Genomic DNA, 26,502 nt, shown 5'->3' on the forward strand with positions numbered 1-26,502 from the left:
GGAGCTGAAATTCATGAAGATAACGAAGGTTGAAACGTTTGTCCTGCATGTCCCGATCAAGCCGGCGATTACGGATGCCATTAACGCAGCCACCCACTGGGGGCTTGCAGGGGTGCGCATTTACACAGATGAAGGCTTCATAGGCTATGGCTACACGGGCACCTGCGCGGAAGGCGACGATATGATTGTCGACACAATCGAGAAATACTACGCTCCATTATTGATCGGGAAGGATCCCTTCATGGTCAAGGAGCTGTGGAACGACATGCGCTACGGAAAAATGCACTGGATCGGCAGAGCGGGCGTCACGCATATGGCGCTGGCGGCGGTCGACATCGCATTGTGGGACATTATGGCGAAAGCGTCTAACAAGCCATTGTGGCAATACCTCGGGGGGGCGAAGTCGAAGGGGATCAAGGCCTACAATACGAATGGCGGATGGTTGAATTGGAGCAAGGAGCGGTTGATCAAGGACGTAACGGAAATCGTCGAACAAGGATTTACGGGCGTTAAGATTAAAGTCGGCAAATCCGACCCGCGCGAGGACTATGACCGCTGCAAGGCGGTTCGCCAGGCGATCGGTGACGAAGTGATCTTCATGATCGACGTCAATCAGCAATGGAATATTAATACCGCGATGACCTGGGGCAAGAAGCTGGAGGAGTTCGATCTGTTCTGGCTGGAGGAACCGCTCAATCCGGACGATATTATGGGTCATAAGAAGCTGGCGGATGAGTTGAACGTTCCCATCGCGTTAGGGGAGCATGTGTATAACAAATATGCGTTCAGGGATTATATTCATCAAGGCGCGATCGAGTATTGCCAAGTCGACGTGACTCGCGTCGCCGGCATTACGGAGTGGCTTCAAGTTGCCGGGCTTGCAGCGTCTTACGACGTGCCGATCTGTCCGCATGTGGGCGACATGGGACAAATTCACCAGCATCTGGTCGCATCGACGCAAGGCGCCTTCATGCTGGAATATATCCCGTGGATCAGACACATCTTCGTGGAGCCGGCTACTGTGAAGGATGGTCATTACGTCCTTCCGGAAATGCCCGGCGCATCGACGGAGATCATTCCCGAGAAGTTCAACGAATACCGCATACGATAATGATCTGCTCGTAACGAAGTCAGCAGCTATCATTCGAAGCGCCGAGAGTCTTCGCCAACTTGGCGAAGACTCTCGGCGCAATTAAGAGGTTTAGAACGAAGAGGCTTTATGCGTATCGGGACACCAGCGTGCTGTCCTGTGGTACCGGAGCAAGACGTCGACCGCCTCTGCGGACCGCAGGTAGGACAAGGCTTCGAAAGCATAGGCGCGGACATAACGGTCGGAACTGCTTAGTGCCGGTTCCAATGCTTTTACAACTTCGTCTGCTTTCCCGTATTTCCCGATGCGAAGCAGCGAAAGTGCCGCTGTATACCCGATTTTATTTTGAATGTAATCTTGGTTGATGATGTGATCTTTTTTTGCAGCCGCCTTATCGGATTGGTCCACTGACTCCTGTCTAACCGATTCCTGAAGGATTCGGGCAAGCGCTTCGACTGCCTGAGCCGATGGCGAAGCCAGCATGCCGAGCGCTTCCGCTGCATTCCGCCTCACCCACACGCTGTCATCGGAGAGAGCGTGAATCAGCGTTTGTTCCGTACCATCGCCAGGAGCGCCGATCATGCCAAGCGCAAAGCATGCAAAGGCGCGCTTTCTCTCTTCGGGATGGCCCAGCAATGCAATCAATCCGTCGATTGCGGCGGTACCTGCTGCAGGCAAAGCGTAGGCAGCTCGCATCGCGGATACGTTCGTCCCGTTCTGCAGAACATGAAGCAGCGCCTGAATGCCCGCTTCTCCCATTCCCGCAAGACGATAGGCGGCATCGAGAGCGTCGTCTTCCGAAGCTTCTCCCAGAAGGGTTGCCAGTTGAGCCGCATCTCCGTCATCTTGACTTACGGCAATCGTCTTCGCACCACGAAGCCAATGCCACACATCCGACCAGACACGGTGGAATGGATAATCATGGTTGCCGGCGGGACATGGGAATTCCTTGACTTGATTGTTCCAGCTCGGAGAAGCAGGCGGTCTCAATCTGGCGAATTGGAATTTCAGCATATAGCGATCCATCGAAGATGTATTGAGCGAAGCTTTATGCCAAAGGTCGAAATGAACGAGTACCATCGTGCCGGCAGGCCCCGTTGGAAGTGTAAAGGGCTTGTCGTGACCGGGAAATTTCTCCTTGTACTGAGAGCCGGGCATGATCGCCGTCGGACCAAGCTGCTCGGTAACCGGCTGTGTGTAGTAGAAGATCATCGCCCACCAAGGACGATGGCTTCTCATGGCGCTCCAGTAGCCGTCCTTATGCCATTCTCCGCCTCCAGGTTTTTGATTATGCGGCTGATTGTAATGGCAATGCCGGTGAGGGTGCAGGTAATATTCCGGTCCGAGAATGCTCGTTAAAGCTCCTTTGACAATCGGCGTTTCAAAAAATTTTTGGATGTCTGGAACTCTCGGCAAAATGTTGTTGCCAGGATTGCCTTCTTCCATTAAGGAGAAATGAATTTGATTCATCACCTTCTCGTGAAGCTGATCGGGAAGGTCGTTCCGGAGCACTAGATACCCTTGCGTAATAAACTGTGCCATTTGTTCGTCTGTTAGTAAATACGAAGCTTCTTGCATGGTGATCACTCCTCGTATAAAGTTGAAGTTGATGTAATCATCATAGCTTAGTGATCTTTCGAGGTATTTAGCAGATGGTCTGTAATTTGCACGATCGTCGGGTGAATTGTCTTCGATTGTTTCGTCTGAGAGGGATGTGAAATGGATTTATCAGCATTCAATCCTTATGTGTATTACGCGACGCGCTATCCTTTCGCCAAAGGTCAGGAAAGCACTTCGCGGATTTGTTATGCCAGTTCCATCTATCTGATTAGCGAGGGACACGGCATTCTGCGCACCCGGGGGCGCAGCTATGAGACGGGGCCAGGCTCTCTCGTCCACATCCCGGCAGGTCAGCTTCATGATTGGCTGGCCGACGACCGCGATCCCATGGTTCATATTTGCTGTTATTTTGATTGGCACTTCATAGACAGAAGGGAATTGTCGCATTGGGCTTCTCCGATCTGCTACCAGCCGGACAGCTTGCAGAGCGATTATGTCGGACCCCAATTGCCTTATCCCATCAGTGAGGTGGTGCAAGTAACTACACTCCGCCCATGGATCGATCTGTTCCAAGGCTTCTACAAATCTGGGGAATATACGAATGAACGGACCTTTATGCGGAATTTGACCATCCAGCGAAATTTCCAAACCTTTATTGAATACTTCCTGACGTACATGCTGAGGGATGCCCATATCCCGGATCCTAGAATAATTCGCATCATTGAATGTATGGAGACAGACTTGTTGGGCGGTACTTTAAAGCCGCTAGAGCATTATTATGAGAGTCTCCTGATGAGTCGCGGGCATTTTTTTGATACGTTCAAAAAAACGACGGGATACGCTCCGACACAATATATGAACAGATATATGATCGGACGGGCGATGAACGACCTGCTTCATACGCGTCTAAGTATTACGGAAATTGCCGCCAAATATCATTTCAGTTCCGTTCATTATTTCTCTCGATTGTTCCAGAAACATACGGGTTGCTCTCCCCGCGAGTACCGGAAGGCCGGACAGTTTCAGTAGAATGAATCCATTTGTGTACCCGATATCCAGCCTGCAGGGCGTGCGCTTCTCATCCCTTTACTTACGTTGCTAGTGTTTCGCCTTCATTTTCGATATAGTTAAGGTAGACAAAAAGACAGCCCGGATAAGGATAGGGTTCTGGAATGGGGGGAGCTGTCCTGCCAAAGCTTGAAGTGCGGGGACATATCGGCACGTATATGGAAGATTTCCAGGATTACGGCTTTCATCATAACGATTCATGTGAGATTAGCATAGTGCTGGAGGGCAGAGGCGTATTCGAGACGCCGGACAAGAAGCACTTTATCGAGGACGGGCATATAATCATTGTGCCGCGAGGCATGCTGCACCGGTTCGGCGCGGTGACGAAGGTGCGCTTCGGTGTGATTCATATCGCGAACGGACCGGAGAGACTGGAGCAATGGCTGCGCATGCTGGCGGCTGGCCCCGATGTCAGTGAGCTGACGACGGCTGCGGACGTGCAGGGCAGACTGCGCGCGGGGGACAAGAGTTCGGTGGTGCAATTCGGCGGGGCAAGCGATGCGGGGGACGTAGCGAGTGCACAAGCTCATGCGCAGCATGCCGCTTCAAGCTCGGTTCGCATAGCGGCTCTGTCCCGTATCGATAAGGAACGATTCGAGGGATTGCTGCGCGAATGTCTGCGGGAAGTGTCGTATCCGCTGAAGGAGCGCGAGGTGACGATCGTCGCCTGGCTGGAGGTGCTCGTGTTGTTCCTGCTGGAGCATTCCCAGACGAACGTGCAGGCGCTGACGGTGACGAAGGCGGCCGACTATATTCGCGAGAATATGCGCAGCAATGTGCAAATATCGGATCTGGCTGAGCTGTCGGGCTTATCCGTTCCTTCGTTCCGCCGTCTGTTCGAGCAGACGTACGCCATGAGTCCGAAGCAGTACCAGCAGCAGTGCCGGATGAACGAAGCGAAGTGGCTGCTGACGGCTACGGATAAGGATATTCAGGAGATCGCCCTGCAAGTTGGCTTCACTCGCGTGCATTCCTTCTCGCAATGGTTCAAGGAGACGGAAGGACAAGCGCCGACGGCATGGCGCAAGCATCAGCAGATGCGCCCCCATATGTGAGCGACAGGCGTTATATACATGCGCTGACAGCGTTGTTGTAACCGGAAGCCGGAATGGGACGAACAGCACGATGAAAAAGCTCGAAAATGCGCAGGCGAACAGCAGATTGCTCCCGCGCATTTCTTTTTGCGTAAATTGTTGAGCGTTTTCCATAAATACTTTTCCGCATGATTGTACTATTCTTAAACCTATCAAGTACGTTAATTGTTGAGGAGGCTATTGGAATGAAAATGGTAAGAATCGGATTTATCGGCGTTGGGGGTATGGCACAGCATCATATGAAAACGCTGCAAAACATGGAAGGTGTGCAGCTTACCGCTATATTTGACATTAACGAAGAGAGAGCTAAGGAAGTAAGTGCACAGTTCGGATCCAAGACGTATGCCAGTGCGGAAGCATTGCTGGACTCCGGTGAAGTGGATGGCGTCTACATCTGCACGCCGCCGTTCGCGCGCGAAGGAATCGAGGAAGCCGCGGCGAAGCGAGGCATTCACTTGCTGTCGGAGAAGCCGATCGGACTGGATATGGAGGTAGTGCGCCGCAAGGAGCAGATCATCAAGGAGTCCGGCATCATTCATACGTCAGGTTATTGCCTGCGTTATCTCGACATCGTACAGCAAGCGAAGGAATACTTGAAGGACAAGGCGATTCATCTGGTCATGTCCTACCGCTTCGGCGGCATCCCGCCGGTGAAGTGGTGGCTGATGATGGAGCAGTCTGGCGGACAGCTTGTTGAACAGTCCACTCACCAGTTGGACCTGATCCGTTACCTGGCCGGGGGTGTGAAGGAAGTAAGCGCCATTCACGAACAGCGCCACCTTCGCGAGGTAGATCCGGATGCTACAGCATATGACGTCGGCACCGTATCGTTCGTACTGGAGTCCGGGGCAATTGGCAACATTACGAGCACTTGTCTCGCTTCGTATGTAGGCAAGGGCGAGATTGAATTTTTCGGCCATCAGTTCTATCTGTCGCTGAACGGCAGCACATTGCGCATTGTGGATGATGAGCAAGACATTACGATCAAGTCAAAGGTCGATTTCTACTACGAGCAGAATAAGACTTTCGTAGAGGCGATTCGTACGGGCAATCAGGGTCTCCTGCTAGGCGACTTCAGCGACGCCGCCGATACGCTGGAAGTGACTTTGGCTGCGAATGAAGCAGCCGAGACGCGCAAGACGGTATCGCTTCAGTTATCCCGTGCAGGTATATAGGAGATAGGAGGCAACGCTTATGCTGAAGAGTGTTAATCAATGGTGCTATCCCGATCACACACCACTGGAGAAAGTGTTCCAGATAAGCGCCGATGCGGGTTATGAAGCCGTGGAGCTGAATCTCTACGAGCAGGGCGGAACCGGATTGACGTTGGATTCGACGCCGGAGGAAGTGGCTGCAATCGGAGAGTTAGCGAAGCGTTACGGGCTCCAGCTTCGTAGTCTGTCAACGGGCTTGCTATGGAAGAGTCCGCTGTCGTCGGCCGATGCAGAGGTGCGGGCGCAAGGCCGCAGCATCGTGTCGAAGCAGCTCCAGATTGCGGAGCAGCTCGGCATGGACACGGTACTTGTTGTGCCCGGTGCGGTTAGTGCGGAGACGCCGTACGATGCCTGCTACGAGCGTAGCCAAGGGGAGCTTCGACTGCTGGCAGAAGAGGCGGAGCGCCGGGGCGTACGCATCGGCGTGGAGAACGTATGGAACAAGTTCCTGCTGTCGCCGCTGGAGATGGCCAGATATGTGGATGAGATCGGTTCGTCGCATATCGGTGTATACTTCGATGTAGGCAATATTCTGTTGATGGGCTTCCCGGAGCAGTGGATCCGAATATTGGGCGACCGCATCTTCAAGGTGCATGTGAAGGATTTCCGTCCCGGCGTCGGTACCGGTCAAGGCTTCGTACCGCTGTTGTCCGGCAATGTGAACTGGAAGGCGGTTCGTGAGGCGCTGGATGAGATTGGCTACAGGGATACGCTGACCGCCGAAGTAGGCTTCTACGAGAGTGATCCATGGCAGCTCGCTTATGATACGGCGCAGCATATGGAAGTCATACTGGGAAGACGCGACGACAGATAAGGTCATTGATCGCTGCCGATTGATAATGGCATGAGCGGAGTATAGGGCCGCCAGAACGCAGGATTACGCGTTCTGGCGGCCTTCTGCTATTGTGGATCTCCTAGAATGCATGTTTGAATAATGAAATGATAAACATCCTACCAAAACAATGAAAACATATTAAATTATTGTGTGATTTTGGTTGTTTGCTTTGACTCTTAGCAGTACAATGATCATATAATTACCTGATCGATTGGGGAATGGGGGAACTGTCAATGAATCAAAAAATGAAATTCAGGGAAGACGGAACGTTTACGATTATTCAATTTACCGATGTGCACTGGATGGACGGGCTGGAGAAGGACAATCGGTCCAAGGCAGTCATGGAGACGGTGCTGAATTCCGAAGATGCCGATCTGGTCGTGTTCACCGGCGATCTGATCTATCCGACGGAAGACAGCGCGACGGATCCCGCAGTGTTAATGAGGCAGGCGGTGGGGCCTGTTGCATCCAGAGGCATTCCGTGGGCGTATATATTCGGCAATCATGATACGGAGCACCGCATCACCCGTACCGAGCTTATCGAGGCGGTTATGGGTGAAGCCCATTCTATGACGCAGCGCGGCCCGGAGGAGATCGCGGGAGAAGCCAATTACATCATTGAAATCAGCGGTCAGAGCGGAGACGCGGAAGCCGCGCTTTACTTCCTGGACTCCGGCAGCTACTCGTGCTTGCCGGGAGTGAAAGGGTACGACTGGATACGCCGGAATCAAATCGACTGGTATGTGGAGCAGTCCAATAAACTTGCGGACAGAAGCGGTCGCCGCTTGCCTTCACTCGCATTCTTCCATATTCCATTACCGGAATACGATGAAGTGTGGTCCAAGGGGCAATGCTTCGGGCTCAAGTTGGAGAATGTATGCTGTCCGAAGGTGAATACCGGATTGTTCGCGGCTATGGTGGAGCAAGGGGATGTGATAGGCACCTTCTGCGGACATGACCACCTGAACGATTACTGGGGCGAGTGGCACGGCATCCGATTATGCTACGGACGTGCTACTGGCCTGAACACCTACGGCAGAGAGGACTTTCCGCATGGAGCGAGAATGATCCGCTTGCAAGAAGGGACGCCAGGATTTCAGAGTTGGATAAGGCTTGAGAGCGGAGAGAAGATCGAGCAGCAGGAAGCGGCTGGGACTGCCGAGTAGAAGAAAATATGCGCGTCATCTTAATTTTTGACCGTGTCCTTTGACTCGATTCTGTGGTATCTATAGGTAGACCAACTTCCAATGACAAAGGATGGAGTGACTCTGCAATGAAATATCGCCAATTAGGAAAAACGGATATGGATGTGTCTGTCCTCAGCTTTGGAGCATCATCGCTAGGCTCCGTATTCCGCCAAACGGATGACGGGGCCGGCATTCGTACGGTGCATGAGGCGGTCGATGCCGGCATCAACTATATCGATGTATCGCCCTATTATGGAGCGACGAAAGCGGAGGCCGTGCTTGGCAAAGCCATTCGCGATATCCCCCGAGACAAGTTCTATCTCTCCACCAAAGCAGGCAGGTACGGGATCGACACTTTCGACTTCTCGGCTCAACGCATTATGAGCAGTCTGGAGGAGAGTCTGACAAGGATGCACACCGATTATGTGGACATTCTGTACCTTCACGATGTGGAATTCGTACCTGCGAATATCATTATCGAGGAAGCGGTTCCGGCTCTGCACAAGCTGAAGGAGCAAGGGAAAATCCGGTATGCGGGCATATGCGGGCTGCCATTGTCCATGTTCGAGCAACTGCTGCCGCATATCGAAGTGGATGCTATTATATCTTATTGCCATTATTCACTGAATGATCATTCGCTGCTGGGTCTGCTGCCGCTGCTGGCATCCAGAGGTGTCGGGCTGGTGAACGCTTCGCCGCTATCGATGGGTCTGCTAGGTACGAGAGGTGCGCCGGAGTGGCATCCCGCCAGCGCGGACGTGAAGGAGCTCTGCAGTAAGGCTGCCGCCTATTGCGCCTCGAAGGGAGAGGACATCGCTCGTCTGGCCGTGCAGTATTCCACAGCGAATGAGCGTATTCCGACGACGCTGGTTAGCACCGCGAATCCGGCGAATATCGTGAAGAATGCGCGATGGACAGAGGAGCCGATCGATGAGGAATTGCTGCAGGAAGTGCTTCAGCTACTGGCTCCAATTCAAAACGTAACATGGGAGAGCGGTCGGCCGGAATATAACCGAACGCTGAACGGACAGGAGGAATCCGCCGAATGAGAGGAATACTCTGCGAGCAAGTGAATGAATTCCGCATGGCGGAGGATCTGCCCGAGCCGGAATGGAAGACTGGAGAGGCCATCGTAGCTGTGAAGAGGATCGGCATATGCGGCACCGACTTGCACGCTTATAAAGGGAACCAGCCCTTCTTCAGCTATCCGCGCATACTGGGACACGAGCTGTCGGGCATCGTCGAGCGCATCGGTGAGAATGAAGCGGGGGTGTCAGAAGGTGACCAAGTTACCATCATTCCTTACCTTCATTGCAGCGAATGCATCGCTTGCCGGAGCGGCAAGACGAACTGCTGTGTAGCGATGCGGGTACTCGGCGTCCATACGGATGGGGGCATGCGCGAGCGGATCGCTGTTCCCATCACCCATCTGATCAGGAGCGAAGGGCTCACTCTGGATCAGGCGGCTTTGCTGGAGCCGCTGGCGATCGGAGCCCATGCGGTAAGACGATCTGGTCTGACTGCCGCCGATACTGTGCTCGTCGTCGGAGCGGGTCCGATCGGCCTGGGTGTTATGGCATTGGCGAAGTATGCCGGCGCTCGTGTCATCGCGATGGACATGAACGACGATCGTCTTGCCTTCTGCCGCTCCTGGGCTGGCGTTGACCACGCCATTAACGTCAAGGAGCAGCCCGGGGAGAGGCTGTCGGAGCTGACAGGAGGCGATTATCCTGCGCTAGTATTCGACGCTACAGGCAATGCCCAGTCCATGATGGCTTCCTTCGGGTGGGTCGCCCATGGCGGCACCTTGATTTACGTAGGACTGGTCAAGGGAGAGCTGACCTTCAATGATCCGGAGTTTCATAAGCGGGAGCTTACCTTGATGGGCAGCCGCAATGCGACGAAGGAAGACTTTGATCACGTGCTGGAGGCAATTAGATCCGGCGCCGTCGATATGGAGCGCTACATTACACATCGCTCCAGCTTCGAGGACATGATCGGGTCGTTCGACAGCTGGCTGAAGCCGGAATCCGGTGTCATTAAAGCGATCGTAGAACTATAAAAAAATGAGCATGACGAAAAGGGAGACCGGTGCAATGGGAAGCAATGTCGCTTCATGTGCCGGTCTCCCTTTATTATGCTAGTGTTGTTGCTATCCGTCCTTCTTCAACAGGGCTGGAAGCACGAAGGCGTTGATCGTCTCGTGCAATTGTTCTACAGAGTGGCTGCCCGGCTGTTTGATGTAATACAGACAAGATGTCTCGATTAAGCCCAGCAAGCCTGCGGCTATCCACTCGCTGTTGAATTTGTTCAGCACGCCATCCTCATAGCCCATTGACAAGATACCGGACAAGAAGGCAATATAATCGGCCTTCAGCTTCCCTATCCTCTCCAGGATGTCAGGTTCGATGCCGTTCGTCAGTTCGTTGGAGATGATGTGAATCAGTTCGTTGTAGCGCAAGAACAACTCGATATGCTTCTGCACGATAAGGCGAACTTGCTGCTCGGCGCTCTGGTCCTCGCGGAGAACGTTCTGAACCTCGCTCTTCAGCATATTGATGCCGTTCGTCACAATTGTCTCGAACAGCTCGCCTTTGCCGGAGAAGTGATAGTACAAGGTACCTTTGGCCACATTCGCTTCAGCAGCGATATCATCCATGCTCGTTCTATGATAGCCCAGCTTGGAGAACAGCTTGATGGCCGCATCAATAATTTTATTCTTGCTCACTAGCCGATCTGTCCTTTCTCACTACACTATGATGCTGTTCATTATAGCATAATTCAGCACATTCAACCTATCGTTACCGTTCTTGATCCGCCTTCGGAGGAAGGAGCGATGCGAAGTATGGCAGCTCCGGATGTGCCGACCCGGGTCCACTCGAAGCCGCTGTCCGCCGGGACGAGCCGTACGCTTCTCTCATGGGACGAATGCTCCGGGTGGGGCGGCATATAGATTAGCGTCGGGGCGGATAAGCTGTCGTCTTCTTCCCATTCCATGCGGAAGGTGTCCTCCTCGTGGCGATAAGCGTAGCTTGTAATGGTGCCGGACACGGCCATGGGATACGCCCGGCATACCCCCTTGAAGGAAGAATAGCGATCTATATCCGATGACCAATAACACCAGAATACATCGCCGCACAGCAGCTGCTCGAAGATGCTCTGAACATGCAAGGAAGCGTTCTCCGCTTCGTTAGAACTGCCGTACGCTCCCCATTCTCCGATGAGCATGGGCATATTTAGCCGCTGCCGTGTAGCTTCGTGCTGCCGGAAAATATAGCTGACCCGTTCGTTATCTGCGGCATGGACATAATCCGAATCCGTCACGAGGTCATACCCGTGGGGCGCGTAAGCTTGTTGTCTATCCTGACGCCCGCCCTGATCCAGCACCGGGGTTATCGTACTGGGCACACCCATGTTAGAAAAATAGTTGGTCTCCAGGAACAGGATGCCGTCGGGATCGTATTCGCGAATAGCATTGCCTACCTTCTGGTAGAAGGGCGAGAGGATGTTGCGCTCGAAGTCTCCCTGAGCGCTTGCGGAGGCCTCCATCACTTGACGGTAGGCATCAATGGAGCCCAACATCGATAACGCTTCCATCTTCTTGTCCTGATCATGCCACATATCGAGCAGTTCCTCCATGGCGGGCGGCTGACTGCCTGTAAGCCGGGAGGCAAGTTCCCCGTATGCAGTGAACATAGCCTGGACGATATGTTGCACGTCGCTGCCGATGAACGGTTCGTTAATCATATCGTAGCCGATCAGATTAGGCTCGTCCGCTAGACGGCGCACTGTATATTTCCAAGCTTCGATGAAGTGATCCTGAATGCCGACGCCGTCAGGGGCGGGCGAGTTGTTCCAGAAGTGGTCGAAGGCAGTCTGAACGGCTCGGTCGAACAAGTAAGCATCGCTCCACAGCGCGGTCTTCGCATAGGCGTGGCCGTCTGTGATGGTGGCCCATGCCGGTGCGCCGTCCGAATACAAGGAACTGTACAGATCCTGATGCATATCCAGAAAAACATACATGCCATGCTGATTGGCCAGCTGAATCCAGCGTCGAATTTCTTCTAAATACTGGTCGTCGTAGCGGCCCGGCTCCGGCTCGATCCCGTCCCAGATGATACCGAGTCGAATGACATTAAAGCCCCATTGCTCAAGCTTCGTAAAGTCTTCCGGTGTCCAGTCGCCGATATAGTTCCTTTCCTTGTCCTTGCAGACCATGCTGATGCCGTGCAGAATAATGTGCCGGTTATCGGAATCAATGAAGCGATTACCCGATGTACGAACAGTTGTCATACCCATCCCTCCTAAACTTAAAATGACTAGTCAGTACAATAACTATAAGCGGAGGCGACGGCAATGTCAATACAGTCCCCTTATTACATCTTCGCAGTTTTTATATGATCCCAGCTTGCGTGCTCCTTTCTTATGATTAATTGTTAAATTCGGATAATGAGCTGAAAAATGAACAATACAAATATCAAAATAGGGTATAAAAAACCGAGAATTGATCATTTTATTTTAATTTTAAACAGTTAAAATAAAGCTGCGTAAACCAACGTCAAAGAAACAGGTGAATGCTGTACATTTGGCATCCACCAATCGTGTAGATGGAATAGGTCAATAACGTAGATTTCCGCCCATTAACATGGTAGAAGGGAATGGTTAAACGATGAGGATTGACGCCCATCAGCATTATTGGACAATGAAACGGAACGATTACGGATGGATTACACCGGAGCTTCCAGTCCTGTACCGGGATTACTTGCCGGAGCATTTCGCCCAGCATCTGCAGAATCATGGATTGGACGGCAGCATTGTCGTGCAGGCGGCGCCGACGATTGAAGAGACGGACTATCTGCTCCAGCTTGCCGAAGGGGATGATACGGTGCTCGGCGTCGTAGGCTGGCTAGATCTGTTCGATCCCAATCACCGTCTCCATTACGAGCGCTTCCGCCGTCATCCCAAGTTCGTGGGCTTCCGCATCATGATACAGGACATGCCGGACACGGCACGCTTGATGGATCCCACCTTCGTGGAGGCGTTGCGTCAATATGAAGCGGAGGACGTTCCCGTAGATTTGCTGGTCGTATCCCGCCAGCTATCGGATGTAGTTGAGCTGCTGAAGCTGACGCCCCGACTGCGGGCCGTCATTGACCATATCGCCAAGCCGCGTATGAAGGAAGCGGAGCGGGAGCCATGGCTGACGCATATGACCGCATTGTCCCGGATGCCGAACGTCTATTGCAAATTATCCGGTATGGTCACAGAGGCCGATCACAGTCGCTGGAGGAAAGAAGACATCTTGCCATACATCGGACAGGTGCTGGAGCTGTTCGGGTCGGAGCGGGTCATGTTCGGCAGCGATTGGCCCGTATGTCTATTGGCAGCGGAGTATGACGAAGTGATGGACGTTCTGTTAAGCGGACTGCCGGATTACTGGGGAGAAGAGGAACGTGCCCGCCTGTTCGGCTTGAATGCTCAGCAATTCTATAAATTGGAACAAGGGAGATGTAACAATGGCAGATAGAGACGTGAATCAGAATAAGGGGAGCGGACTACACCGACTATGGTACAGTGAGCCGGCTTCCATATGGGAAGAAGCTCTTCCCGTCGGCAACGGCAGTCTGGGTGCCATGGTCTATGGAGGCATCGAGCAGGAGCGCATCAAGCTGAATGAAGATACGTTATGGTCGGGTTATCCTTACGATACGAACAACTACAGTGCGCAAGGCCATCTGGAACAAGTGAGAAGTCTCATTCGGGAGCAGCGTCATGAAGAGGCGGAGCGCCTGATCGAGAGCAGTATGCTGGGCCCATTCACCCAATCCTATATGCCGCTGGGCGATCTGTTGATTGATATCAAGCATGAAGGAGAAGGGGTGTCCGCATACAAGAGGGAGCTGAATCTGGATGAGGCTGTCATTCGCGTCGACTACGAGGGCGGAGGAGTCGCGTACAGCCGCGAGCTGTTCTGCTCCGCTCCGGACGGGGTTATGGCGCTAAGCTTCCGGACGAGCCGTCCCGGCGGCGTTCATCTGGCGTTGAAGCTGGAGAGCCAACTGCATCATACAACCGAGACGGTCGAGGGCGGCATGTTCGTCATGCGGGGACGCTGTCCGAGCAACGTTGATCCTAATTATTTTCAGATGGAAGGGCGAGAGCCGATTCAGTACGAGGAAGGGAAGGGAATGACCTTCGCGGCTGGCGTCAAGCTGATCCACGAAGGGGGGGCGCTTCATGCTGCGGAAGACGGCTACCGCATCGAGGGCGCGGACAGGGTCATTCTGCTCGTTCATGCGGCGACCAGCTTCAACGGCAGCGGTCGGGAATCTTATACGGCCGGCCAAGATCCGCTGGCGAAGTGCTTGGCGAAGCTCAATGACGCGTCGTTGCATAGCTGGAAGAAACTTCAAGAGCGCCATATAGAGGATTACAGCCCCTTGTTCGACAGAGTTGAGCTTGATCTCGGCGGTAGCGAACGCATGCATCAGCCGACGGATCTCCGGCTTATGGAGCTGAAGACAGGCGGAAGCGACCCGCATATGGAAGCGTTATTATTTCAATATGGCCGCTACCTGATGATCGCCGGTTCGCGGCCGGGGACGCAGGCCCTGAACTTGCAGGGCATTTGGAACGCTGACATGCGTCCTCCCTGGAGCAGCAACTATACGCTGAATATCAACGCGCAGATGAACTATTGGCCAGCGGAGACGTGCGGCTTGGCGGAATGCCATGAACCGATGCTGGATATGATTGGGGAGCTGAGCGAGACGGGAGCCGAGACAGCCCGCATCCATTACGGCTGCGACGGCTGGACGGCCCATCACAACTCCGACATATGGCGGCTATCTTCGCCGGTCGGCAGAACCGGCGAGATGCCGGATACCGTCTCCTGGGCAATGTGGCCGATGGGCGCCGCATGGCTGGTTCGTCACCTGTGGGAGCGATACGCATTCGGAGGAGACACGACCTATCTGAGAGAGAAGGCTTACCCGTCCATTAAGGGGGCAGCTCTGTTCCTGCTAGACTTCCTTGTGGAGGGAGAAGGCGGGCAGTTGGTGACGAATCCTTCCACCTCGCCCGAGAATAAATTCATCGTCGCGGACGGCAGCAGCACCAGCGTTAGCAGCGCCTCGACGATGGATATCGCCCTCATTCGCGACGTATTCCGGATAGGCTTGGAGGCGGGTCTACTCGTGACCGACGATTCAGCAGAGGAGTCGTTCCGGAACAGGCTGCAGGCGGCGATTGACAAGCTTCCGCCATACCAGATCGGCCGTCACGGCCAGCTGCAGGAATGGCTCGACGATTATGAGGAGGCGGAGCCGGGGCACCGGCACATGTCCCATCTGTATCCCCTATATCCCGGCAATGAGATTACGCCCGGCCTGACTCCAGAGTTGGCGGAGGCATGCCGCCGTACGCTGGAGAGACGTATGAGCCACGGGGGAGGCCATACCGGATGGAGCTGCGCCTGGTTGATTAATCTGTGGGCGAGGCTGGAGGACGGGGAACAGGCTCATCACTTCGTGGAGACGCTGCTGAAGAAGTCGACTTACCCCAATCTGTTCGACGCACATCCGCCGTTCCAGATCGACGGCAACTTCGGTTATACGGCAGGGGTAGCAGAGATGCTGCTGCACAGCCATGCCGGTGAACTCGTGCTGCTGCCGGCGCTGCCGAAAGCTTGGAGCAAGGGCTCCGTGCGAGGGCTGCGTGCCCGTGGCGGCTATGCCGTCAGCATGGAATGGAGCGAAGGAACACTTCAGCATGCCGTCCTGTTCGCGGAGAGAAGCGGCGTGTGCACGCTCCGCACCGGTACGGCTATCCAATTGCGCAGCTCCGGAGACGGCAACGTATGGGATTCCAATGCGCATATGGTAGCGGCTTCCGAAGGAGGGTTACGCTATCAATTCCCCGTTCATGCCGGCCAGACGGTGGAGATCATTGCCGAATAATAATGCGATGACACCGGCGTACAGCGATCCAATCGTCGCACAGCGCCGTAGGGAGTGAGAAAATGCTTGCTGTATTTAAGATGGACAGCTCGAATGAACAAGGATGGCTTAGCGGCCATCTGAAGATGGGCGGAACAAGCCCGTCCGGTGAAATAATCGATGTGAACAGCCATTGTCTCATTCGCAATGGAAAGCCATGGCTCCCCGTGATGGGCGAATTTCACTTCTCCCGCTATCCTTCACGGTATTGGGAGGAGGAATTGTTAAAGATGAAGTCCGGAGGCATCGATGTCGTCGCGACGTATGTATTCTGGATTCATCATGAAGAGAAGGAAGGCCGCTTCCGTTGGGACGGCGATCGTGATCTGCGCCGGTTCGTCATGTTATGCGGGAAGATGGGGATGGAGACCATCGTCCGAATCGGTCCATGGGCGCACGGCGAATGCCGCAATGGAGGATTCCCCGATTGGCTGTACGGAAGATGCGTCATGCGAACGAATGACGAAGATTATCTGGTCTATGTCAGAAGGCTATATGCGGAGATTGCGGCTCAGTTGCAAGGGTTAGCCTTCCAGGATGGCGGTCCCGTCATCGGACTGCAGTTCGATAATGAGCTGACAGATAACGCTGCGCATCTGAAGCGATTGAAGGAGATTGCCCTGGAGGAGGGGCTGAAGGCGCCGCTGTATACCGTCACCGGATGGGGCGGACCGGGCGGAGCAGCCATCCCGAAGGATGAAGTGCTGCCATTGTTCGGCGGCTATCCTGACCACCCTTGGGACAAGCATACGGAGAAGCTGGCTCCGGGACCGCACTACTTCTTCCATTCCGTGCGTAATGATCCTGGTATCGGCAGCGACATGCTGCAAGCGACGGAGGGCGTCACGGGCGATCTGGCGCATATTGATCGTTATCCGAACGGCACCTGCGAGCTCGGAGGAGGCGTGCAGCATACATACCACCGGCGTCCTGTTATTGCGGCTGACGATATCGCAGCCATGGCTACGGTTCGGATCGCGAACGGCTGCAATATGCTCGGCTATTACATGTATCATGGCGGCAGCCATCCTGCCGGTGAGTTGACCACGATGCAGGAATCCAGCGCGCACGGTAATCAGCTGCCTGTACACAGCTATGACTTTCAGGCACCGATTGGAGAATACGGATTTCTTCGCGAATCGTATCATCTTTTGAGGCGGTTGCACTTGTTCATTCAAGATTTCGGCTCCTGCCTGGCGTCTATGGCTACGGTATTCCCGGACAATCGTCCGTCCTCGTTCAACGACACGGATACACTTCGGGTGGCGGCGAGAGAGAAGGATGGAGCGGGGTACGTGTTCTTCAACAATTATCAAAGACTGACGCAGATGGGGAGCAAGCAAGTCGATGGAATTGAACTGCAGCTCCGGGAAGAGCGCTTGATTGTGCCGGAGGAAGACGGCTTCGAGCTGAAGGACGGCGCTTATTTCTTCTGGCCTTTCAATATGAATATGGAGGGCGTCCTGCTGAAATATGCAACGGCTCAACCGCTGTGTGTCTTAAGAGGCGAGCAAGAGACGGTGTTCGTATTCTTCGAAGCTGGAGGCGTGAGGCCCCGATATGTATTCGATAGCGATACAGTGTCTCTTATTGAAGTGAATAGAGCCGCAGTAAGTCGAGAAGGGCAAGTGTTGACCGTCAGCGGCCTTCATCCCGGCACCTCGTGCATGATCACCGTGCAATCGTCGGATGGGAAGGCGATCAAGCTGTTGACGCTAACGGAAAGCCAATCGCTGCAAGCGTGGCGCGGCAAGGCGTTCGGACAGGAACGGCTTGTGCTGTGTGGATCCGGCGTCCTGTTCAGTCCTGATGGGGAGGACATGCGGATATATGGGCATAGTCCCGATCATGCCGCGTTCTCTATCTACCCGCCGATAGAGCGATCTTTAACCTGCGACAGCGTATCTCTGCCCGGTGAGCGGGAGGCGGTGTTCCAGACGTACCGGTTCCTTCCGGACAAGCATGCCGTCAAGACGGCGTACAGACGGGTCCATAGTAGCAGCTTGGACCGTGACCTGTTCCCTTACTTGTTCGAGGAGGATGGACAGGAAGGGCAGTCGCCGGAATGGGAGATAAGCGTAGATGTGTCCGCATGGCATGATGGCGCGCAGGATATTGCGTTGACGATTGACTTTATTGGGGATGTGGCACAGCTGTATATTGGCGGACGTTGCGTGGCCGATCGATTCTATGACGGGGTTCCCTGGCAGATCGGACTGAAGCGATACCGCGAAGAGCTGGAGCGAGAGCCGATGATTCTGAAGATATCGCCGTTGCTGAAGAAACGGGATGTCTACTTGGAGTACCGCCCAACTGTCGACAGGGTGGCGGAAGTGAGGAGTATCAAGGCGGAGACGGAGTTCGTATTGGCGGTTAGATGCGAAGCGTGACAAGACTAGCTGTATAGATAGATGGATAAAGGAAGGATTGATACCTATGAGTAATCGGAATGCAATTGTCCGCCAATTGAGACAAGTAGAGAATGTCATACAAGAGGGTCGATTCAAGTCCGAGTGGGAATCGCTGCAAGGGTATACGATACCGCAATGGTACGAGGATGCGAAGTTCGGCATCTTCATTCATTGGGGCGTCTACGCCGTACCGGCCTTCGGCAGTGAATGGTACGCGAGGCAAATGTACACGAAAGGATCGCCTTGTTATGATCATCATGTGGCGACGTACGGCACACAGGACAAGTTCGGATACAAGGACTTCATCCCGCACTTTACTGCCGAGAAGTTCAATGCTGAAGAATGGATGACGCTCGAGAAAGAGTCCGGCGCAAAGTTCGTCGTGCCCGTGGCGGAGCATCACGACGGCTTCCCGATGTACGACTGTCCGTTCACGGAGTGGAACGCGGTGCGAATGGGACCGAAGCGCGACATTATCCGTGAATTGGCGGATGCCGCGAGTCGGCAGCATCTCGTATTCGGCGTCTCCAGCCATCGGGCGGAGAACTGGTGGTTCTTCAATGGAGGAGCTGAATTCCACTCCGATGTGCGAGATCCCCGTTATGCCGGACTGTACGGGCCGGCGCAGCCTTGCCATCCGGACGGATGGAGGCCGGAGCAGCAGCCGAACGAGCCGTTCCTGGAGGATTGGCTCGCCAGGACGTGCGATCTGGTCGAGCGGTATGAGCCGCAGCTGCTATGGTTCGATTGGTGGATTAGCCAGCCCGCCTTCAAGCCTTATCTGCAGCGGCTGGCCGCTTATTATTACAATAAGGGGCTGGACTGGAAGCGGGGTGTCGCCATCAACTACAAGGACGATGCGTTCCCGGAAGGAACCGCGGTATTCGATATCGAGCGCGGGCAGTTGGCGGATATCCGCCGGACGTTCTGGCAGACGGACACATCCGTCTCGGAAAACTCCTGGAGCCACATTGCCAATCACAAATATAAGTCGGCGGACAGCATCATTGGCGATCTCGTCGATATCGTCAGCAAAAACGGTGCATTGTTGCTCAACATCGGTCCTCGCGCGGATGGCACGATTCCGGAGGAAGAGCAAGCCCTATTACGTTCAATCGGACGTTGGCTGTCCCTATATGGCGAGGCGATATTCAGCACGCGGCCGTGGAAGGTGTTCGGCGAAGGGCCGACGGAGATCGGCAGCGGTTCGTTCAGCGACACGAAGCGGCAGCCATTCACTTCGCGCGACATTCGCTTCACAGTTAGGGACGAGCGGCTGTATGCCATCGTCATGGCTGCGCCGGATGATGGGCAAGTGCTGATCCGCTCGCTCGCCGACACGCTTCGACTCCATCCGTCTGGAATAGAGTCGGTGGAACTTCTTGGCTATTCGGGCAAGCTGGAATGGTCGCGAAGTTCGGACGGACTGACAGTCCGACTCCCTTCCGATTACGAAGTGGACGGAGCATTCGCTTTGCGAATCACATAAAGCCTCGCAGCTTATTTCCCGGTCAATAATGGCCGGGATTTGTTTTGGACTTTAGAATTGAGCGTGAATTTTTGACAGCATCCAATAATTTATAAATCTATAAATATGACAACGATCTTCAAAAATGAAAATCGTTTATTTTAGTTATAGGCATTACAGTAGGGGGGAGGAATAGCTTAATACAGTATTGGAATTCGGGGGGGAGTTAGGAAATGCCGATAAGAAACGAGGATCATACCTTCATAATGGCATGCGGCGATATGTCCGTCTCGCTGGACAAGGAAAGTCTGTCCGTCAAAGTGGATACGGGGACTGCCGTATGGGAAACGTCCGTAGGCGGTGCAAGTATGATGCGGGGAGAGGAACGGACGGCACTTCATGCGGCGAGGGAGAAGAGCTTCACGCCCATTGCGTCGGGCTATTTCGAAGGCGTCCTGATTCGTCTTAGGCAGTTAGTCTGCGGGGATGGTGCAGAAGGCGAGGCAGAGGCTTCACTGACCCTGACTATTCTGCTGAATACACACAATAAGGAGCTGATATTCGAGCTTCTTGAAGGGGACGGGGAAGCGGGACAGGCCACCGAGGTTGTCTGGCCGGGTGCATTCCGGTTCCCAAGCGGACCGGAATCGGACTACACGGTCATTCCTGCTATGCAAGGGTATATCGTTCCCGCATCCTGGGAGCAGCCCGTCTTAAGATACCACAATGGGATGATGTTCGGACGGGATGCCTATATGCCGTGGTGGGGGCAGATGAGGGAGAATAACGGCTACCTGGCCATTATCGATACCCCTGACGACGCCCGATTATTCATCGAGCATATTCCACAGCTGCATACCCTCGCCGAAGCAGTGTGGGTTCATTCGCACGGCAGTATCCGGTATTCGAGACGGCTGCGAATGTACTTCGGAGAAGGCATGGATTATGTTGCGATGGCAAAAGGCTACCGGAAGCATGTGGCTCGTCTCGGGAATTTGCAAACGCTGTCACATAAAAAGGAAATAAACCCCAAGTTGTCCCGCTTAATAGGATCAGCGGTCGTGCATACGGGCATTCATACCCATATCGTTCCGCAGTCGAACTATTACGATCACGAGCATCCCAGCAACAACGATTATGTCGTACATTTCGAAGAGAAAGCCCGCCAGTTGGCAGATTTGAAGCGGCGATATGGGGGCAAGCTCTATGTCCATATAGACGGATGGGGGCTTCGGGGCTACGACAATCTGCACCCCGACATACTGCCTCCCAGTCCGAAGGGAGGGGGCTGGCAAGGACTGCGGACACTTCAGGAGGCCTGCAGAGAAGAGGAGATTCTGTTCGCTATCCACGACAATTACCGCGATTTCTATCATGATGCGGCCTCCTATCATACCAGCTTGACGATTAAGGATAGCGATGGCAAGCAGGAGTACTGCGATATCTGGGCAGGCGGCGCGCATAGCTTCCTGTGCACAACCTTTGCAAGAGGATACATGGAGCGCAACTACGATATGCTGAAGCAGCATGACGTTGAGCCGGACGGCGCCTACATTGACGTATTCGCAGTCGTTCCCGGGGACGAATGCTACGATCCCGTCCATCCTATGACCAGATCGGAGAGCTTGTCCTACCGCAAGGACTGCTTCCAGGAGATTAGAAGCAGAGGGATGATTATAAGCTCGGAGGAGCCGGCGGATTGGGCTGTTCCCGTCCTGGACCTTGTTCATCATGCGCCTTATGCGCTTGCGCCAGGCCCTGGCGAGGGTGTGGCGATCGGCATTCCGGTGCCGCTGTTCTCACTGGTGTACCATGATGCGCTGATTGTGCCTTGGTCGCTGGAGAAAGGCGCATGGGGCATCCCGCTGGAGGACTTCGGTTATTTGCATGGCATGTTGAACGCAGGCGTTCCGTACCTGTCCATACAACCGTCGGAGGAAGAGGTTCGAATTGTACGCTTAATGGCCCAGTTGCATGAACGGGTTGGCGGACTTGAAATGACGGACCATACGTTCGTAAGCGGGAATCGCCGCAAGCAGCGCACAACGTTCTCGGACGGCACAAGCGTCGAGGTAGATTTCGACGAAGAGCGTTATGTGATCAGAATGTCGGACGGAGCGGTTATCGCTACTTCATCCTGATAATAACCATCTATCGCTCAGAATGATCACATAGCCCACCAGCACAAGCATGTTCTCTGAATACGCCGAAGGTTGTATGAAAAATCATGCAGAATGACGCACAGACGGTTCGAACTCCGAAGATTGTACGATAGATCGCTCAAGTAACCAGATGTCGAAAGAGTCGATGGAGCCAAATGAATCGAATGAGTCGGAAGAGACATGCGTTGTAAAGAGAAGGAGACATATGCTTATGAAAACAATAGCCAGCCATGAACCGCCGGCTACGCACGCTTCGCACAGATGGAATCCCGAAACACGCACGTTGACATACGAATACAATGGAGGTTCTCTGCTCACGTTCCAAATTCCGGAAGGGGTGGAGCCATATTACCGGCAGTATTCCAACGGCAATGTGCAGAGCAGGCCGCTTGCACAACAGCTCTATCTCGCGCTGGATCAATCCGCAACGGTCAAGGTTCGGTTCCGGCTGAGCAAGGATGCGATCAACATGCGGCCGCAGCGCGCCACGGAAGGGCAAGCGATACTGGGGCAGATAGGAAAACCGCTCATGCACGGCGTGAACGGCCTGTACGATGTGCTCCAGGATCTGCTGATCGACTGGCACGGTGCGGAATGGGGCTGGCTCCAGCCGCACCTGGAACAGGATAGCGATGGGAACTGGCAAGCGGAATTGGAGGTTCGGGCCGGTCAGCGGCCATGGATTGTCAATCTGCGAATGCACTATTATCGGGAGCATCTTCACTATCAGAACCATCGTCCGTGGGAATGGCGTCCGAAGCTGCGGCTGATTGCGGGCTGGAGCACATGGGAAGCGTTCGCCCAGCATGTGACGGAAGGGGATATCGAACGTTCGGTAGCCTGCTTGAAGGAGCACCTGCAAGACTACGGACTAGAGTTCATCCAGTTGGATGACGGCTATCAGACGGAGCTGATTCCGCCCGCGAAGGAAGGCATCGCCGCGGATGCATGGCTGCAGACGAATGACCGATTCCCCGGCAGTCACGACGGCATTTTATCCGCTGTACGCGGAGGAGGATTCCAAGCGGGCATATGGACGAGCGCAATGGTGACCAATGAAGAGTTCGCTTACGCCAATCGCGACAGCTTCGAGCAGGATAAGGCCGGTAATCCTTTATACGGGGAGTGGATTTACTATGTGCTGAAGGGAGAAGCCAATACGCTGACGGAGCAAGTGGCGCCGTTGTACAGAGGGCTGAATGAGAGCGGCTACAGCTACTTCAAGACCGATCAAATCCGGCACTACTTGTACGACGGGCTGCACAAAGCGGTTCAAGCAGGCGACATTGACAACGATGAGGCATCACGGCAATTGCGCGCTTATCTGGCCTGCGCGCGTGAACAGCTTGACGACGACGCATATTTCCTGGCCTGCTGGGGTGTGCTCACAGAAGCGGTTGGCCTGGTCGACGCCTGCCGAATTGCAGGAGACTCCAATCCGACTTGGCCGGCGATCTGCAAGCAGATGGTGGAATCGGCCCGCTGGTATCATACGCATCGCATTCTATTCGTGAACGATCCCGATTATGTGTGCATGCGGACAGAGGAAGCGTGGGGCAAGTCTCTCCTCTCTCTGGTATCGCTGTCTGGAGGACTGTTGATGATTAGCGACAACACCGATCTGTATGATGCGGATAGGCGCTATGCAATTCAACGCTGTCTGCCCCCGCTGCCGACTATGACCGCGGAGACCGGTACGCTTGATCTCTCGTATCCGCTGGATCTGTCGTTGCCGAAGGCGGACTACAAGAACGACCCCGCCGCCGCCTTCGCCTTGCTGGGAATCGATGCGGCGTTACAGCCCGCTTGTCCGACGGCTTCCATATGGGCGTTCCACTTCCAGTTGCCGCACCGCCGCTGGTGCGTCGCTGGCCGCTTTGCCGTTGCGCCGCTTCCGTCACTGGAGCTGGAGCTTGAATCGCTCGCTCTGTCTCAGGATCGCTCGTATTACGCCTTCGACTTCTGGGAGCAGAAGTATATGGGCCAGGTTACGGGCGCTATCGCGCTGAAGGAACTGGAGCTGGGACATTGCCAGATTGTAGGTTTGACGGAAGTAGAAGCCTATCCGCAGCTTATCGGCTCTTCCAGACATGTCAGCATGGATGCTGTCAGTGTAAGGAATGAGTGCTGGAACGATGACGAGCTGCTTCTGGAGCTGGACGGGGTGAAGGGGACGACGGAGAATTACTGGATTGCCGTTCCGCCGGATTATAAATTTAAGGAGCATGAAGCTTCCGGCCTGACGCTCGCAGGGATGGAGCATGGCGATGGAGTATGGATTCAACTACGCATTCGTTTCGACCAGGCAGGGGGCGGCCATATTACATTGCGCTTCAGATAGTAGCGCAGAACATAATAGCATGAACATAAGGGGATGAGTAAAGTGAATGGATTAGCCAAGAGAGTCATTATTATTGGATTGGACGGCGCAGGCAATATGGTGAAGGACACGGTAACGCCGAATATCGACCGGTTGTTGGCCGGCGGCTTCGTCAGCTACGAGGCCAGAACGGTGCTGCCGACGATAAGCGGAGAGTGCTGGGGGTCGATGTTCCACGGGGTGCAGCCGAAGCTGCACGGATTAACCAATGAAGTAGCCGCTACGCAGAAGTATCCGCTCGACTCGCCGTATCCTTCATTCATGAAGCTGCTCAGGGATGCGGAACCGGACTCCGTTATCGCATCACTGAGCGCATGGCAGCCGATTAACGACGGGATTATCGAAGAAGGAGCCGCCAATTATGTAGCCAATGTACATGCCGACAGGCATCATGTCCAGAAGGTGGGCGAGCTGCTGGAGACGCATCCCGACTTCAGGCTGCTATTCATGCAGTTCGACGGCATTGACGGAGCGGGACATGCCTTCGGGTACGGAACGCCGGCTTATCTGGACATTATTCGCGAGACGGACGGCTATATCGGCGACATTGCCGCGATGTTGGAGCAGCGAGGATTGCTCGACGGGAGTCTGATCATTATGCTCGCGGATCACGGCGGGGGCGGAGCGGATCCAACTGGACACGGAAGCGCCCATCCGCAGGACGTGACGATATTCTGGGGCTGCAGCGGGCCGGGCGTCTCCTCCGCCATTGCGGAGGAAGACATCTGCATTACCGATACAGCGGCAGTAGCGGCATACGCGCTGGGCCTGGAGGCGCCGGAGTTGTGGTCGGGCCGGGTTCCGCAAGGTCTGTTCCGGACGGAGTCGGAGCAAGACGGCTTCGGCGATTTGCCCGAGTATTACCACGGCCCTCTTCGAGAGGCGATCGACAAGGTGCGGCAGGCGCAGGATGAAGAGACCGCGACTCTGATTTATTACACTGATGCACATCATAAGACAGGGGGCAATCAGTTGCGCGTCACGCAAGCGATTCGGCACCTGGCCAGGGAGATTGCCCCAGATTGTATTGTAGCTGGAGGTGACTGGAGCGAGAATGGCGATAAGGAGGAGGTGCTCCGTTCACAGCGCGAGCTGATGAAGGCCCTCCATGTGGAAGGGTGTCCGGTGCTGCCGGTGAAGGGGAATCACGACGACAACTCCATTCACGATTTTCACCGGAATTGGAAGGGCGCCAATCATGTGATCTTTCCGATCGAAGCGTATAACGATTTCTACAGCAAGCTGGAGGGAACCGTCTCCTTCGACAAGGGGAACGAGACTGGACTGTATTTCTACTACGACCTCCCCGGGAAGAAGACAAGAGTCGTCGTGCTGAACAGCATCGATATTGTCTATCAAGTCAACCGCGACGGCATGCTGGAGCAGAACGGGCAGTGGGAATACGCCTTCTCCGATCGGCAGCTTCACTGGGTCAAGGAGCACGTATTTGACTTTAGCGGCTTGGAGAATGAGGATGAGTGGAAGACAGTCATCTTCAGCCATGTGCCTATTCTGCAAAGGGAACTGGCCGGTTATACGGATGGTGAAGTGGAGAATGGAGAGAAGCTGTGGAAGGTGCTGAGAGATAATCGCAGCCGAATCTCGGCATGTCTATTCGGACATGTGCATATCGATCAGGTTTACGCCATTGACGAGATTCCGCTCATCACGACTTTGAATTCCGTCAGCTACAAGAACTTCCCGGAATCGCCGGACAAAATCCGCGACACGATATCGGAAGCGGTCGTGGACATTGTTACTATTAACTATGCGAAAGGCGAGCTGCTGCTTACGCGGTTAGGTGCCGGAGAGGACAGGCGGGTCACCATCACCAGCACAAATGGCCTGACTTTGCAGAAGTAAGTTGTTCTGGATTCAGAAAGCGTAAAAAAGGGGAATTCACCGCTGCCGCGAGTGATTCCCCTTTACGCTGTAATTTACTATTTAACTGTATTTCATGCTACTCTTTCTGCCATGCGTTGCGTTACTGTGCAATTTAGCCTGATTGAACTGTACCTATTCCATTTGCAGCGTGA

Annotated in this window: 18 protein-coding genes; 15 read left to right on the plus strand and 3 right to left on the minus strand. The window is 54.3% G+C overall.

Annotation, left to right across the window (positions count from 1 at the left end):
* Window positions 1-13: 13 nt before the first annotated feature.
* Window positions 14-1,111, plus strand: a complete 1,098-nt coding sequence (locus ACFQ2I_RS15485) for a mandelate racemase/muconate lactonizing enzyme family protein (protein WP_377565583.1) — start codon at window positions 14-16, stop codon at window positions 1,109-1,111.
* Window positions 1,112-1,201: 90 nt separating this feature from the next.
* Here the strand turns inward: ACFQ2I_RS15485 and ACFQ2I_RS15490 are convergent, their stop codons facing one another.
* Entirely contained in the window at window positions 1,202-2,668 is a 1,467-nt protein-coding gene (locus ACFQ2I_RS15490; protein WP_377565585.1) for a HEAT repeat domain-containing protein, read from the minus strand.
* 141 nt (window positions 2,669-2,809) lie between these two features.
* On the opposite strand from ACFQ2I_RS15490, the gene ACFQ2I_RS15495 reads away from it, so the two are divergent.
* From ACFQ2I_RS15495 to ACFQ2I_RS15525, 7 genes are all read left to right on the plus strand, one after another.
* Window positions 2,810-3,679, plus strand: a complete 870-nt coding sequence (locus ACFQ2I_RS15495; RefSeq protein ID WP_377565588.1) for an AraC family transcriptional regulator — start codon at window positions 2,810-2,812, stop codon at window positions 3,677-3,679.
* Window positions 3,680-3,822: 143 nt separating this feature from the next.
* Complete coding sequence (locus ACFQ2I_RS15500) at window positions 3,823-4,773, plus strand: helix-turn-helix domain-containing protein (protein WP_377565591.1); 951 nt, start codon at window positions 3,823-3,825, stop codon at window positions 4,771-4,773.
* 224 nt (window positions 4,774-4,997) lie between these two features.
* Window positions 4,998-5,987 carry a Gfo/Idh/MocA family protein gene (locus ACFQ2I_RS15505; RefSeq protein ID WP_377565594.1) on the plus strand — a complete coding sequence of 330 codons (990 nt, stop codon included), beginning with the start codon at window positions 4,998-5,000 and terminating at the stop codon, window positions 5,985-5,987.
* A gap of 19 nt (window positions 5,988-6,006) precedes the next feature.
* Window positions 6,007-6,840, plus strand: a complete 834-nt coding sequence (locus tag ACFQ2I_RS15510; RefSeq protein ID WP_377565596.1) for a sugar phosphate isomerase/epimerase family protein — start codon at window positions 6,007-6,009, stop codon at window positions 6,838-6,840.
* 254 nt (window positions 6,841-7,094) lie between these two features.
* Complete coding sequence (locus tag ACFQ2I_RS15515) at window positions 7,095-8,027, plus strand: metallophosphoesterase family protein (protein ID WP_377565598.1); 933 nt, start codon at window positions 7,095-7,097, stop codon at window positions 8,025-8,027.
* 107 nt (window positions 8,028-8,134) lie between these two features.
* A complete protein-coding gene (locus ACFQ2I_RS15520) occupies window positions 8,135-9,097 on the plus strand; it encodes an aldo/keto reductase (RefSeq protein WP_377565600.1) in 963 nt (320 codons plus the stop codon).
* Window positions 9,094-10,110 (plus strand): zinc-binding alcohol dehydrogenase family protein, encoded by a 1,017-nt coding sequence (locus tag ACFQ2I_RS15525; protein WP_377565602.1) that lies wholly within the window; start codon window positions 9,094-9,096, stop codon window positions 10,108-10,110. The genes ACFQ2I_RS15520 and ACFQ2I_RS15525 overlap by 4 nt, the downstream gene beginning before the upstream one ends.
* 90 nt (window positions 10,111-10,200) lie before the next feature.
* On the opposite strand, the gene ACFQ2I_RS15530 is transcribed toward ACFQ2I_RS15525, so the two are convergent.
* Both ACFQ2I_RS15530 and ACFQ2I_RS15535 read right to left on the minus strand, forming a co-directional pair.
* A complete protein-coding gene (locus tag ACFQ2I_RS15530; RefSeq protein ID WP_377565605.1) occupies window positions 10,201-10,776 on the minus strand; it encodes a TetR/AcrR family transcriptional regulator in 576 nt (191 codons plus the stop codon).
* A gap of 62 nt (window positions 10,777-10,838) precedes the next feature.
* Window positions 10,839-12,341 (minus strand): cellulase family glycosylhydrolase, encoded by a 1,503-nt coding sequence (locus tag ACFQ2I_RS15535; RefSeq protein ID WP_377565607.1) that lies wholly within the window; start codon window positions 12,339-12,341, stop codon window positions 10,839-10,841.
* A 376-nt stretch (window positions 12,342-12,717) separates the two neighbouring features.
* Here ACFQ2I_RS15535 and ACFQ2I_RS15540 point away from each other — a divergent pair, with 376 nt between their 5' ends.
* The 7 genes from ACFQ2I_RS15540 to ACFQ2I_RS15570 all read left to right on the plus strand — a co-directional run bounded on the left by ACFQ2I_RS15540 (window position 12,718) and on the right by ACFQ2I_RS15570 (window position 26,329).
* A complete protein-coding gene (locus ACFQ2I_RS15540) occupies window positions 12,718-13,575 on the plus strand; it encodes an amidohydrolase family protein (RefSeq protein WP_377565609.1) in 858 nt (285 codons plus the stop codon).
* Window positions 13,565-16,006 carry a glycoside hydrolase family 95 protein gene (locus ACFQ2I_RS15545; RefSeq protein ID WP_377565611.1) on the plus strand — a complete coding sequence of 814 codons (2,442 nt, stop codon included), beginning with the start codon at window positions 13,565-13,567 and terminating at the stop codon, window positions 16,004-16,006. Before ACFQ2I_RS15540 ends, ACFQ2I_RS15545 begins: the two co-directional genes overlap by 11 nt.
* Before the next feature lie 62 nt (window positions 16,007-16,068).
* The gene (locus ACFQ2I_RS15550) at window positions 16,069-18,435 is read left to right on the plus strand and encodes a beta-galactosidase (protein ID WP_377565613.1); all 2,367 of its coding nucleotides are present in this window, start codon (window positions 16,069-16,071) and stop codon (window positions 18,433-18,435) included.
* Between the two features lie 46 nt (window positions 18,436-18,481).
* The gene (locus ACFQ2I_RS15555) at window positions 18,482-19,945 is read left to right on the plus strand and encodes an alpha-L-fucosidase (RefSeq protein WP_377565616.1); all 1,464 of its coding nucleotides are present in this window, start codon (window positions 18,482-18,484) and stop codon (window positions 19,943-19,945) included.
* A gap of 212 nt (window positions 19,946-20,157) precedes the next feature.
* Window positions 20,158-22,065, plus strand: coding sequence for a DUF5696 domain-containing protein (locus ACFQ2I_RS15560; protein WP_377565618.1), 1,908 nt, complete (start codon window positions 20,158-20,160; stop codon window positions 22,063-22,065).
* A 232-nt stretch (window positions 22,066-22,297) separates the two neighbouring features.
* On the plus strand, window positions 22,298-24,427 hold the full coding sequence (locus ACFQ2I_RS15565; RefSeq protein ID WP_377565620.1) for a hypothetical protein: 2,130 nt from the start codon (window positions 22,298-22,300) through the stop codon (window positions 24,425-24,427).
* A 42-nt stretch (window positions 24,428-24,469) separates the two neighbouring features.
* Entirely contained in the window at window positions 24,470-26,329 is a 1,860-nt protein-coding gene (locus ACFQ2I_RS15570) for an alkaline phosphatase family protein (RefSeq protein ID WP_377565622.1), read from the plus strand.
* Window positions 26,330-26,502: the final 173 nt, after the last annotated feature.

Origin of the sequence: Paenibacillus chungangensis, assembly GCF_042675905.1 — a bacterium.
Lineage (GTDB): Bacteria > Bacillota > Bacilli > Paenibacillales > Paenibacillaceae > Pristimantibacillus > Pristimantibacillus chungangensis.

What these genes read in the sequence shown, in the direction of transcription:
- ACFQ2I_RS15550 (WP_377565613.1), top strand. Translation starts at nt 16,069, where the DNA reads ATGCTTGCTGTATTTAAGATGGACAGCTCGAATGAACAAGGATGGCTT.
- ACFQ2I_RS15520 (WP_377565600.1), top strand. Translation starts at nt 8,135, where the DNA reads ATGAAATATCGCCAATTAGGAAAAACGGATATGGATGTGTCTGTCCTC.
- ACFQ2I_RS15545 (WP_377565611.1), top strand. Translation starts at nt 13,565, where the DNA reads ATGGCAGATAGAGACGTGAATCAGAATAAGGGGAGCGGACTACACCGA.
- ACFQ2I_RS15515 (WP_377565598.1), top strand. Translation starts at nt 7,095, where the DNA reads ATGAATCAAAAAATGAAATTCAGGGAAGACGGAACGTTTACGATTATT.
- ACFQ2I_RS15560 (WP_377565618.1), top strand. Translation starts at nt 20,158, where the DNA reads ATGCCGATAAGAAACGAGGATCATACCTTCATAATGGCATGCGGCGAT.
- ACFQ2I_RS15565 (WP_377565620.1), top strand. Translation starts at nt 22,298, where the DNA reads ATGAAAACAATAGCCAGCCATGAACCGCCGGCTACGCACGCTTCGCAC.
- ACFQ2I_RS15510 (WP_377565596.1), top strand. Translation starts at nt 6,007, where the DNA reads ATGCTGAAGAGTGTTAATCAATGGTGCTATCCCGATCACACACCACTG.
- ACFQ2I_RS15490 (WP_377565585.1), bottom strand. Translation starts at nt 2,668, where the DNA reads ATGCAAGAAGCTTCGTATTTACTAACAGACGAACAAATGGCACAGTTT.
- ACFQ2I_RS15555 (WP_377565616.1), top strand. Translation starts at nt 18,482, where the DNA reads ATGAGTAATCGGAATGCAATTGTCCGCCAATTGAGACAAGTAGAGAAT.
- ACFQ2I_RS15500 (WP_377565591.1), top strand. Translation starts at nt 3,823, where the DNA reads ATGGGGGGAGCTGTCCTGCCAAAGCTTGAAGTGCGGGGACATATCGGC.
- ACFQ2I_RS15505 (WP_377565594.1), top strand. Translation starts at nt 4,998, where the DNA reads ATGAAAATGGTAAGAATCGGATTTATCGGCGTTGGGGGTATGGCACAG.
- ACFQ2I_RS15495 (WP_377565588.1), top strand. Translation starts at nt 2,810, where the DNA reads ATGGATTTATCAGCATTCAATCCTTATGTGTATTACGCGACGCGCTAT.
- ACFQ2I_RS15540 (WP_377565609.1), top strand. Translation starts at nt 12,718, where the DNA reads ATGAGGATTGACGCCCATCAGCATTATTGGACAATGAAACGGAACGAT.
- ACFQ2I_RS15485 (WP_377565583.1), top strand. Translation starts at nt 14, where the DNA reads ATGAAGATAACGAAGGTTGAAACGTTTGTCCTGCATGTCCCGATCAAG.
- ACFQ2I_RS15525 (WP_377565602.1), top strand. Translation starts at nt 9,094, where the DNA reads ATGAGAGGAATACTCTGCGAGCAAGTGAATGAATTCCGCATGGCGGAG.
- ACFQ2I_RS15535 (WP_377565607.1), bottom strand. Translation starts at nt 12,341, where the DNA reads ATGACAACTGTTCGTACATCGGGTAATCGCTTCATTGATTCCGATAAC.